Origin of the sequence: Peribacillus sp. FSL E2-0218 (genome assembly GCF_037992945.1) — a bacterium.
Taxonomy (GTDB): domain Bacteria; phylum Bacillota; class Bacilli; order Bacillales; family DSM-1321; genus Peribacillus; species Peribacillus simplex_B.
Map to the genome: position 1 here is coordinate 3,795,566 of NZ_CP150304.1, position 11,494 is coordinate 3,807,059.

General features: G+C 42.3%; 12 protein-coding genes, 1 pseudogene and 2 riboswitches. Of the genes and pseudogenes, 5 read left to right on the forward strand and 8 right to left on the reverse strand.

Going from position 1 to position 11,494, the window contains the following annotated elements; genetic code table 11:
• Positions 1-152 precede the first annotated feature (152 nt).
• The 3 genes and pseudogenes from MHI53_RS18255 to MHI53_RS18265 all read left to right on the forward strand — a co-directional run.
• Positions 153-1,238, forward strand: a pseudogene (locus tag MHI53_RS18255) (IS1182 family transposase); the annotation flags it as partial.
• Positions 1,239-1,570: 332 nt separating this feature from the next.
• Positions 1,571-1,858 (forward strand): hypothetical protein, encoded by a 288-nt coding sequence (locus MHI53_RS18260; RefSeq protein ID WP_061142985.1) that lies wholly within the window; start codon positions 1,571-1,573, stop codon positions 1,856-1,858.
• A gap of 21 nt (positions 1,859-1,879) precedes the next feature.
• The gene (locus MHI53_RS18265; protein ID WP_340371888.1) at positions 1,880-3,028 is read left to right on the forward strand and encodes a CAP domain-containing protein; all 1,149 of its coding nucleotides are present in this window, start codon (positions 1,880-1,882) and stop codon (positions 3,026-3,028) included.
• Positions 3,029-3,090: 62 nt separating this feature from the next.
• Here MHI53_RS18265 and MHI53_RS18270 read toward each other — a convergent pair whose 3' ends face one another.
• From MHI53_RS18270 to MHI53_RS18280, 3 genes are all read right to left on the reverse strand, one after another.
• Positions 3,091-4,284 (reverse strand): nucleoside transporter C-terminal domain-containing protein, encoded by a 1,194-nt coding sequence (locus MHI53_RS18270; protein WP_340371889.1) that lies wholly within the window; start codon positions 4,282-4,284, stop codon positions 3,091-3,093.
• A gap of 162 nt (positions 4,285-4,446) precedes the next feature.
• A riboswitch (purine riboswitch) is annotated at positions 4,447-4,547 on the reverse strand.
• A 285-nt stretch (positions 4,548-4,832) separates the two neighbouring features.
• Positions 4,833-6,191 (reverse strand): IS1182 family transposase, encoded by a 1,359-nt coding sequence (locus tag MHI53_RS18275; protein WP_340371732.1) that lies wholly within the window; start codon positions 6,189-6,191, stop codon positions 4,833-4,835.
• A 342-nt stretch (positions 6,192-6,533) separates the two neighbouring features.
• Positions 6,534-7,274: an alpha/beta fold hydrolase gene (locus MHI53_RS18280; RefSeq protein WP_340371890.1), complete on the reverse strand. Its 741-nt coding sequence runs from the start codon at positions 7,272-7,274 to the stop codon at positions 6,534-6,536.
• Between the two features lie 309 nt (positions 7,275-7,583).
• On the opposite strand from MHI53_RS18280, the gene MHI53_RS18285 reads away from it, so the two are divergent.
• Positions 7,584-7,904, forward strand: a complete 321-nt coding sequence (locus MHI53_RS18285) for a PadR family transcriptional regulator (RefSeq protein WP_340371891.1) — start codon at positions 7,584-7,586, stop codon at positions 7,902-7,904.
• A gap of 225 nt (positions 7,905-8,129) precedes the next feature.
• Here the strand turns inward: MHI53_RS18285 and MHI53_RS18290 are convergent, their stop codons facing one another.
• A complete protein-coding gene (locus tag MHI53_RS18290) occupies positions 8,130-8,279 on the reverse strand; it encodes a hypothetical protein (protein ID WP_155645509.1) in 150 nt (49 codons plus the stop codon).
• Between the two features lie 21 nt (positions 8,280-8,300).
• Complete coding sequence (locus MHI53_RS18295) at positions 8,301-8,843, reverse strand: VUT family protein (protein WP_061142980.1); 543 nt, start codon at positions 8,841-8,843, stop codon at positions 8,301-8,303.
• A 51-nt stretch (positions 8,844-8,894) separates the two neighbouring features.
• Positions 8,895-8,937: riboswitch (PreQ1 riboswitch) on the reverse strand.
• Between the two features lie 139 nt (positions 8,938-9,076).
• Between MHI53_RS18295 and MHI53_RS18300 the strand changes: the two genes are divergently transcribed.
• Positions 9,077-9,517, forward strand: coding sequence for an SRPBCC family protein (locus MHI53_RS18300; RefSeq protein WP_340371892.1), 441 nt, complete (start codon positions 9,077-9,079; stop codon positions 9,515-9,517).
• A gap of 7 nt (positions 9,518-9,524) precedes the next feature.
• Here MHI53_RS18300 and MHI53_RS18305 read toward each other — a convergent pair whose 3' ends face one another.
• The 3 genes from MHI53_RS18305 to MHI53_RS18315 form a co-directional block, all read right to left on the reverse strand.
• Entirely contained in the window at positions 9,525-10,514 is a 990-nt protein-coding gene (locus MHI53_RS18305; protein WP_061142978.1) for an HD domain-containing protein, read from the reverse strand.
• Between the two features lie 21 nt (positions 10,515-10,535).
• Positions 10,536-10,835, reverse strand: coding sequence for a hypothetical protein (locus tag MHI53_RS18310; protein WP_340371893.1), 300 nt, complete (start codon positions 10,833-10,835; stop codon positions 10,536-10,538).
• 64 nt (positions 10,836-10,899) lie between these two features.
• Positions 10,900-11,463 (reverse strand): hypothetical protein, encoded by a 564-nt coding sequence (locus MHI53_RS18315; RefSeq protein ID WP_340371894.1) that lies wholly within the window; start codon positions 11,461-11,463, stop codon positions 10,900-10,902.
• Positions 11,464-11,494: the final 31 nt, after the last annotated feature.

Here is an 11,494-nt window from a genome sequence, read left to right on the forward strand (position 1 = left end):
CCTGTACAATTTAGACGTTGATTTCCACTCCAGGCACTCGCTTTCCGCGGGCGGTCGGGGAGCCTCCTCGGCTTTGCCTGCGGGGTCTCCCCTAGACGCGCTTTTCCCGCAGGAGTCTCGTACCTTCCGTTCCAATCAACTTTGTCTTACCATTTAGAGGCTATGGTTTCCATGATAAAGTGCCTCATTTCTCTACGTTCGGAAAAAATTATGAGCGACGCTTTAAAGATACAGACCTGTTTGAACAGATTTTCTGTCGCATTTTAATGACAGCTGCTAATAAAAAGTTAATAAGTGTAGAACACGTTTTCGTGGATTCCACACATGTGAAAGCCAGTGCGAATAAACGGAAATTTGAAAAGAAAATCGTTCGTAAAGAAACACGAGCGTATCAAGGACGTCTTCAAGAAGAAATCAATCAAGATCGTGAAAACCACGGAAAGAAGCCTTTTCCACCAGATAAATTTGATAAGGAAGAAACCAAAGCAATTAAAGAAAGTACTACGGATCCTGAGAGTGGCTACTATGTGAAAGATGAACGAACAAAACAGTTTGCCTATTCATTCCATGCGGCCGCAGACGGCAACGGTTTTGTATTGGGAACGATTGTAACACCTGGTAATACACATGACAGTCATATTTTGGAGCCACTTGTTGAGCAAGTGATTGAGAAAGTTGGAAAACCAGAAGCAGTTGCCGCAGATGCAGCTTATAAAACACCAGCGATTACAAGCTACCTATTTAACAAAGAAATCACACCTGCTTTACCCTATACACGTCCTCGTACAAAAGAAGGATTCTTTCGCAAACATGACTATGTTTACGATGAACACTTTGATTGTTACCTTTGCCCTTCGGGAGAAACTTTAAAGTACTCAACAACAAATAAAGAGGGCTATCGCGAGTACAAATCGCCCAAACAAATTTGTGCAACATGCTCATTTTTATCACGGTGTACGGAAAGCAAAGACCATCAAAAAGTAGTGACACGGCATATCTGGCAAGCATATGTGGAAGAAGCAGATCATCTGCGTCATCATCAAGAGGTAAAACCTATATATGCGAAACGCAAAGAAACGATTGAGCGTGTATTCGCAGATGCAAAAGAAAAGCATGGTATGCGTTGGACTACTTTAAGGGGACTTAAAAAATTGTCGATGCAGGCGATGCTTACTTTCGCTGCCATGAATGTAAAGAAGATGGCCACTTGGACATGGCAAGGTCCTAAAACGGCTTAACATAGCGGCTCGAAGAGCCCAAATCTCGTAACCTTTGGTTAAAATTTCAAAGGAATTTCAAAAGGGGTTCGGAATTTTTTAATTCCGAACCCCTTTTGTCTACAAACTGAGATTAGCCTAGTCGGCTAATCTTTTTTTACTACCACATATCCATCAACCGCTAAATTAAGTTCGATCCGAAACATCCTGCCCTGTTTTAATACTCGCCATTTTTTGGTATAATATGTAATACCATTCATACGCTTTTTTGCATGAAACAGGATCATGCTGATTCTTTAAATTTTTTATTTTGTAAACGAATGAGTATAATTGGGGAAACTAAGGAGTGACCTATGAGAGTTTTATTGGAATTGATTCGCATCATCTTGATATTCGGCATTGCCGGTTCGGTTTTTTCGGCGATTGTATATGGCATTTATAATAGCATAGGCGTGAACACGGGGCAGTATGGCTGGTTGGGTACGGTCGCCATCCTGATTTTATTGTTTGTTTGGTATCGAAATAAACTCCAATTCAGTGGTTGGTACGCTGGCAAGGGGAAGGAAAGGCTGCCTAAAACGGCCTCGAACGTACTGATCATCTGCTCACTATTGCTATTATGTGCCCCACCCATTCTTTAAGTCTATTTTAAATAGAGCGGAGTGAACTATTTGCAGAGATTATTTAATATAGTTGTCCTCATCCTCCTGCTCGGTGCCTTTTGGCATGGATATGGCAAAGACATTCAGGAGTCTGGGGTCAAGGCGGGGGTTCAATCCTTTGCATCCGATTTTCATTCCCTCATAACCGGGCCCGAGGTTTCGTCCGCCCTGGAAAAGCTTAACACAGGCGTCAACAACCTGATGGGATCGCTGGCCGAAACATTGGATACCGCTACCGATAAGGAGCGGCAGGAAACGGAAAAAGTGAAAAAACCAGCACTGGAAGCGCCAGCTGAAGCCAGCTTTTCCGTCCGTAATATCGAAATGGGCGACACGAAGGACGATGTAGAAAAACTCGCTGGTGAGGCGAAGCGCCATACACGGAACGAATATGGTGTGGAATGGTATGCCTATCACGAAAATTACCAAAACTTCTTCATGGTTGCCTACGATACGAACAATCAAGTCGTCGGTTTATATACGAACCAGGACTTGATTTCTTCGAAGCAAGGCATCAAACGGGGCACACCTAAAGCAGACGTCGCTGAAAAACTGGGGAAGCCCATCACCAAGCTGCTTAAAGGGAACGTCTATTACCAGATCAAAAGCGATGGCGAATACGAGATGTTTGAAATGGATCAGAGTTATGTGACCATCTTTTATGACAAACACGAAAAAAACACCGTCACATCCATCCAAATCATCAACGCTGATCTCGAAAAGCAAAAGAGCGGTTATTTTGCAGCGGCCAGCCCCGAGCTAAAGCAGGGCTTTGAATACCAGTTATTCGATTTGACCAATGCAGCTCGGGTCAATCATGATCTTTCCGTGCTTACATGGGATAAACGAGTCAAAGTCACTGCCCAGGACCATAGTAAGGATATGGCCGTGAATCAATATTTCAACCATACCAATCTTGAAGGGGAATCTCCCTTCGACCGGATGGAGGATGACCATATCAAGTTTCGAATGGCCGGCGAGAACCTGGCTGCCGGGCAGAACAGCAGCATCTTCGCCCATGAAGGGTTGATGAATTCCATCGGGCACAGGGAAAACAAATTACAGAAGGATTTCCAATCACTTGGTGTCGGAGTCGCTTTCGATCAAGAGCAGAAACCCTATTACACAGAAAACTATTTGAGGAAATGAACGGAAACGGAAAAAGGAGTGCGCCCTTTATGGAATGGGCGCACTCCTTTTTTACCGGTACATTACCAAACAAATAACCCTACCATCATGGCACTCAGCAAGGAAACGGCCATTCCGCTGATCAACAGTTTCCAAACGTTCCTTCCGATGATGTTCGATTTCTCATCACTGAGGATCGAATTGAAGGTTCCATAAATCATCCCGACTGTACTGAAGTTGGCAAATGACGTCAAATAGGTGACAGCAACAGCGACTGTATGCGGTGGCAGGCTGCTGATTTTATCTTTTAAATCGAGCAAGGCGACGAACTCATTCGTGGCCAGCTTGATTCCCATCAATTGCGCCACATACATGGCATCATGTCCAGATAGTCCAAGCAGGAATGCAAAAGGACTAAATATTACGGAAAAAATCTTTTGGATCGTCAAGCCATCAATAAAGAAGCCGAAAATGCCATTTAAAGCTGCCGTTAACGCAACATAACCGATAACCATTGCCATGATGACGAAAACCATCTTGGCTCCAACCAGCATGCTGTTCGATATGGTGGAAAAGAAATCCTTCTTTTCCTCTTTGGAAGGAACATATACGACATCTTCCTCCTTACTGACTTCGACAGGATTAAGCATGTTGGCAATCAGCAAGGCATTCAGGCAGTTCAAAGGAATCGCTACAAAAACATAGGTTGCCGGAACCATGGATAAGTAGGCACCAATGATCGAGCCGCTTATGCTGCTCATGCCCATGATGCCAAATGTCAATAATCGCTGGTCCTTAATCGCACCGAGCTGAGACCGGATGACGGCCAGTGCCTCCGTATTCCCAAGGAACATCATCTGGATGGAAAAGAAACTCTCTAGCTTAGGTAAACCGGAAACTTTCGAAATGAGCCAACCCACTTTATCAATGATCCAAGTAAGTATGCCAAAATACGATAAAACATCAAAAAACGTAATAATGAAAATGATTGGCATCAAGGCACTAAAAAAGAAATCCACTTGTTCATTTGCCATAAGTGAAGGAAACACGAAAGAAATCCCTTCATTTGCACATTCAATTAACCAAGTGAAGAAGGAAGCAATCAGATTAATGACCCATGCCCCAATTTTGGTCGATAACATGAACCACGTGATAAGCAATTCAAACACCAGCAAAGTAAGGATGGCCTTCCAATTAACTCTCCTTTTATTGGGTGAACAAAGGTAAACGATGCCCATTACAACTAAAACACCTAGTATATTCAATAAGAAATACATGCTTTCATCCCCTTTGTTTTATCATTTCCCATTCATTATAAAAAAGCCCTTACCCTTTCACACTTTCAGCCGCAGGAAGAAAGTGTGAAAAGGTAAGGGCCTGCATCAAAACAGGGCGGTGTGCTGGTCAAAAAGCCAACAAACCTATACCCGTTCATCTCACCATTTTTCATACTTCCTTGTAGTCCGGCATTACGGCTGCCAGGTAGAAACTATCAGACCATCGTCACTGATATTATACAAGGATATTTTTTTTATATTCTTAGGGAAAATATAATCTTAAATTACTTTGTTTTCAATTACAATACGTTTTGTAATTATTATATTAATATAAATATTTCGACAAAGATGAAACACTTACTGACCTCGACCTGGGCGAGATACAAATCGAGAAGCTTTCACAACTGCTTCAGCAAAAAAGCCACCAAATTGGTGGCTTCAGTTTGTAGACAAAAGGGGTTCGGAATTAAAAAATTCCGAACCCCTTTTGAAATTCCTTTGAAATTTTGACCAAAGGTTACGAGATTTGGGCTCTTCGAGCCACTATGTTAAGCCGTTTTAGGACCTTGCCATGTCCAAGTGGCCATCTTCTTTACATTCATGGCAGCGAAAGTAAGCATCGCCTGCATCGACAATTTTTTAAGTCCCCTTAAAGTAGTCCAACGCATACCATGCTTTTCTTTTGCATCTGCGAATACACGCTCAATCGTTTCTTTGCGTTTCGCATATATAGGTTTTACCTCTTGATGATGACGCAGATGATCTGCTTCTTCCACATATGCTTGCCAGATATGCCGTGTCACTACTTTTTGATGGTCTTTGCTTTCCGTACACCGTGATAAAAATGAGCATGTTGCACAAATTTGTTTGGGCGATTTGTACTCGCGATAGCCCTCTTTATTTGTTGTTGAGTACTTTAAAGTTTCTCCCGAAGGGCAAAGGTAACAATCAAAGTGTTCATCGTAAACATAGTCATGTTTGCGAAAGAATCCTTCTTTTGTACGAGGACGTGTATAGGGTAAAGCAGGTGTGATTTCTTTGTTAAATAGGTAGCTTGTAATCGCTGGTGTTTTATAAGCTGCATCTGCGGCAACTGCTTCTGGTTTTCCAACTTTCTCAATCACTTGCTCAACAAGTGGCTCCAAAATATGACTGTCATGTGTATTACCAGGTGTTACAATCGTTCCCAATACAAAACCGTTGCCGTCTGCGGCCGCATGGAATGAATAGGCAAACTGTTTTGTTCGTTCATCTTTCACATAGTAGCCACTCTCAGGATCCGTAGTACTTTCTTTAATTGCTTTGGTTTCTTCCTTATCAAATTTATCTGGTGGAAAAGGCTTCTTTCCATGGTTTTCACGATCTTGATTGATTTCTTCTTGAAGACGTCCTTGATACGCTCGTGTTTCTTTACGAACGATTTTCTTTTCAAATTTCCGTTTATTCGCACTGGCTTTCACATGTGTGGAATCCACGAAAACGTGTTCTACACTTATTACCTTTTTATTAGCAGCTGTCATTAAAATGCGACAGAAAATCTGTTCAAACAGGTCTGTATCTTTAAAGCGTCGCTCATAATTTTTTCCGAACGTAGAGAAATGAGGTACTTTATCATGGAAACCATAGCCTAAGAACCAACGGTAAGCCATATTGGTTTCAACTTCTTCAATCGTTTTACGCATGGAACGAATACCGAAGGTATATTGAATGAAAGTCAGTTTAACTAAAATAACTGGATCAATACTTGGGCGTCCTACCTCTGAGTACATATCTTTCACCAAGTCATAAATGAAAGTGAAGTCAATGGCAGCCTCCATTTTACGAACCAAATGGTTCGGTGGCACCAGTTGATCTAAAGTAATCATTTCAAGTTGATCTCGCTGAATAGAATCATGTTTAGAAAGCATCCTCATCACCTCAAGTTTTAATACTTCAATTTTAAAACAAAAATGACTCCAGTCAAAAGTGTTCTATCTAAAAGGTAAGACAAAGTTGATTGGAACGGAAGGTACGAGACTCCTGCGGGAAAAGCGCGTCTAGGGGAGACCCCGCAGGCAAAGCCGAGGAGGCTCCCCGACCGCCCGCGGAAAGCGAGTGCCTGGAGTGGAAATCAACGTCTAAATTGTACAGGCCATAAAAATAGACAAACTCGATTTTCATCGAGTTTGTCTACAGTCTGAAGCCACCAAATTGGTGGCTTCATTTTGACAGGGGTGCCCTGTTATACATAAAGATAAACCGAATTGCAATTACCAAGGCAGTGTATTCAAGAACCGGTATACATCCTCATACACCTGTTCACGCTCTCTGCCCAATGTAATGATATGGCCAGATTTCTCATACCATATCAATGATTTATGCTGTGTATCCACTTCATTATATATAATAGATGCACTATTTCTGTAATCCGGGTCATCAAGACTTCCCTGTAACACAAGTGTAGGTGAAGTGATCAAATCCAGTTTATCGGCTGTATCATTAATCATATCAAGTGCTTCCTGTAAGGATGACATTGGCTCCTCTTTAAGCTTATCCATTTCAGCGGCAACTTGTTCTGCATCTTTGCCCTCAAACTTCTTATAAGCTTGTGCATAACTGAGCATCCGATTATTTAATCGGTCTACATCATTCCCTATTGTAGGGGCACACATGGAAACGACACCTGTTACAGGCAATTCAATTCCGACTTTTAATGAAAAGACACCGCCAAGGGAAATGCCTATAACGGCAATTTCTTCGTAGCCTTCATCCTTCAAGTATTGATACGCATTCTCTACATCTTCCCACCACTGCTTTGGACTCGTCTGAACAAGTTCCTCCGCAGGCAATCCATGCCCTCTATAAAGAGGTCCGTGGCAAGTATAATCGCGATCATGTAAATATTTCCCCAATTTTTTCATATCCCCCGTACTTCCGGTAAACCCGTGAAGTAAAAGGACAGCTCTATTTCCACCTCTGTATGTGAATGACTCAGGTGCTTTCACTTTCATCTAACTAGGACCTTCTTTCTGCTCTTGTTGATAAATAGAATCTAAATGATTTTTAACAAAAAATCAATCAATACCCCTTGAGTAAGGTTTTCTCCTATCCCAATCCGTAATCTCATAGAACAATTCATAATTGGATATAGTAACCTTACACACTACATGCAACTCATCCGTTCCGAAGCACATTTTACTATGATTGAATTTATTTAGCAATCGTCATTTAACCATTTTTTAAAAGAAAAGTAAAATGAACCTTGTGATACGATGTACAACGCATTACACTTTACTAACAAAATCAGGAGGCGGGTTGCTTTGGATAAGGAATTAATGAAAGGAAGCATCGACCTCCTTTTACTATCACTCCTACAACAAAAAAAGCTCTATGGCTATGAAATGACAAAGATCTTGAAGGAAATGAGCATGGGAAAATATGAGATCGGCGAAGGCACCCTCTACCCCGCCCTCAAACGGATGGAAGCAAAACAATTCATAAAAGGCCACTGGAAAGAATCCGAATCCGTCCGCAGGAAATATTATTCCGTCACCGAAATGGGCCAACTTGAACTCGAACGGAAACGACAATGCTTTTCCCTCCTGGAAACCCTCATTCGAAAAAGTTCAGAAAAATTTTGAACGATATGCTTGACTCGCGAATTTGGGGGTTTCACTCGGAAATTGGGCGTTTACTCGTCAATTTGAGCGTTTTCTCATGATTTTAAGGCTTCTACTCGCGAATTCCAGGCGTTTACTCGCTTGTACTCGAAAATCGGGCGTGTCCTTATGGATGATGGCTTTTTGTCGAGTGTTCAGGCTGCTCACATCCGTAGGAATAGGTAATTCCGCCATATAAAAAAGGGCCTAATTTGGCCCTTTTTCATCTATTTCTTTATGCTTGCGATAATTGGCGCAGGAGAGCTTCATGCATTCGCCTTGGACATGCGGACCGTATTTTTCACGAAAGGCTTCGAGGCAATAGCATCTGTCTTCTTTCTTTTTGGATCCATCCATCAAGCGTTTCACTCCTCCCATTTAACCGGAGACTACGCGCTTCTCCAGCCTGATATGGATTTGTCCGAGCAGTACGGCACCGATCGACTGAATGATCGTTTTTACGATGATTTGCCCGATGATCGCGGCTGGTACGGCTTCCCATGGCAGGATGTTGGCACCGAGTGGGCTTAGGCCGATCACGACAAAAAGCACCGAATCGAAAAAGCCTCCCACGATTCCGCTGTACAGCACCCTCCAGCTCATGGGCAACTTTAGCCGGGTATAAATTTCCGTATCGGCCGTTTCAGCCACTACGAACGATAATGCGGAAGCGAATACGATCAATAAAGTATCCCCTAATAAAAAGGATACACAGGCAGATAATATGAGTGCGATGATGATGCAAAAATAGGTTTTCGCCCGGCCGAATTTATTTTGGACCAGATCTCGAAAGATGAATGTTCCTCCAATCAGCAACGTCCCCATCGGTATGATGAACATACCAAAATGTAATGGCATAAAAGCTGCTGTCACCACATTTGCGGTGATGATGGATACTAAATACAATAAAATTCTTAACATGTCTTACAATCTCCTCTTACAGAAAAAACAGCACCCCAAGAAAGAGCACTGTTCTCCTTAGTTTTTTTGAGAGGGTAGCTAGAACCTCTTCCGCCCGAGCGGATTATTATTTTCCTTTTTTTATCGTAGCTTGAAAATGGTTGGAAATCAAGCAGTTTCCAGCTACGATGAAAATATCATGATACAATCGGGAAGAAAAGGAAAATCATGATGGGAAAGGAAGTCGTTTTTGTATGGATACCCAGGTAACAACGAAATTCAAAATTGTCAAACCTAGCAATGATGTGTTCGAAGCGATCGTAAGCCCTGATAAAATCGGGAATTTTTGGTTCTCGACAAGTTCTGAAAGATGGGGTCAAGGCAAAACCATTACATTGAAATATGAGGAATACGCGGCCGAGGTTATGATAACTGTACTAGAAATGGTCGAAAATAAGAAAATCGCATTTTCCTGGGGTAGCAATGATGAAGAAACGATGGTTACCATCCTGTTGGAAGAAGTGGATGAGACAAATACGATCATTGAAGTGAACGAAAAAGGTTTGAAAGCGGATGACCCCGAGATCATCAACAAAATGATCGGCCAAAAAGAAGGCTGGGTCTATACATTAACCTGTTTAAAGGGCTATCTGGAAAATGGCGTGCATACATTGAGGGCGTCCATCCTTTTTTAACATGGACTCAAGGATGGCTGTTCATCCTGGGGTCCATCACTTTTACATACATTCCCCTTGTAGCTTTTTCACAGGCCTCGTTTCCCATGGTTTTCACTTTTTTCGATAGATTCGAGGCCCTCACCAATTGGCTTCCATGCATGACGGAGGGGTCGATCAGTCGCACTTTCGTTTTCCGATGGAGATCGTAGTCCGTTTGAACCTCATACAGCTTAACATTCCCATGTATCCGTTTCAGCAGTTTTTTCAAGTCATCGTCTTCAATGGCGTGTAACAAGAGCATAACTTCTTCATCTTCACCAAGCAGGTCATCAAGGCCGATCAGCTTTTTATCCAAAGCCCATTTCAAGGTCCTGGCCAAGGCATCATAGCCATAAATATTAAGCGGATCCATGAAAAAATCGATCACTTCGCCATAATACGTCTCCACGAACCATTCAGCAGCTTCAAGATCATCGAGGTACATGCGTCCGTCCACGATGATTATATGCTCCAGAAAGTCCGTTACGGATTCCAGCGTGATGTTTCCATAGTGATACATGTCACGGAGGGTATAATCGACTCGATCGGCGCATAGCTCAGGTGCGGATCGTTCCAATAGTTTCCATTCCGAATCAAAAATAGCTTCCAACTGAAATCCATACCGCTTCAGGATAAAGGGGATTTCGGAATTCATGATGATCTGTTCATATATTTTTTCATGATAATCTTCCTCTTCACAATCGAGAACGAAATCGATGACGTGCGAGAAGGCCGTGTGGGATACGTCATGCAGCAGGCCAGCAATCTGTTCCTCCAATGATCCACCAAGCTTCATGATCAATAACATCACGCCAACGGAATGGTCAAATCGTGTCACATTCCACTTCTCATTCACTAAATAACTGGCTCCTCCTTGATGCACCCCCTTCAACCTTTGGACCGGTTTACTTAACATCAGCTCTTCAAGAACCCCCTCTACAACGTACTGTCCATAGACACTATCCGAAACGATCAAGATTCACTGCACCCCTCTTCATTATTCTAGATTGTAATCGGGTTCCTTCACAAAAATGATTTCCCCACTCTCCCCTTGCTTATATTGTTTTCTTGCCAATTCCCTTATCTGTTCCTCATCGTTCCAATCAATATCTTCGAGGTTGCCCTTATCCGCTTCATCACCATTGAGTATGACTTCATTTGTGATTACTCGATTTGCTGGATGAACGATAAACATGTCTCCTAGAGGATCAGTTTTTTTAAAAAAAAGGAGAGCGAATACAAAACAACCGGTCAATGCGATGATTATTGAAGATAATATGCCTACTTTCTTTTTCATTCATTCATCCCTTCCATCCATATTTAACCATCCTTATTTTAATACAAATGGGTATGGTTGTATATTACAAATCGATAACGGATCCCCCTTTTTCGGTTACTGATACCTTCATATTGCCGATGAATTCATCATTAATAAAAATCTGTAAATCCCAGATGCCGGTTTCCGTAAAGGTCAAAATCGTGGTCGCCATGGAGGCAGGAACATCATTGCCCCCGCTTTTAAAGCTGACTGGCTGCGGCGTATACGTTTTAGGTAATTCTTCGATCGGCGTTTTACCATTGATCACTTCCCCTTTAACTGTATGGCTCATTCCACTGCCAGCTTGAGCGGCCGTTACCTTAAGTTCGCCTAAAGGAATCTCTTCACCCTTTCTCCAAAAGAGCCATTCCAATACAGTTTCCTTATCCACCACTAAAGGTTTATCAATAAATCCGAATTTTCGCTCCTCCCCCCTGACCACATGCAGCATCATCACATCTTTTACTTGTTCAGTTATCGTGAATGTTGGTGCCGCGTGTAAAGCTTGGTAATCGGAAGCGAATCCTATTTCATCAGCATCAGCCTCGTTGGGCATTGTCAAACCGGTCAGCAGCAACATGAATAAAACAGCCTTTTTTGATTTCATAGGTCTCCTTCCACCGTTCATGGTTTACTAT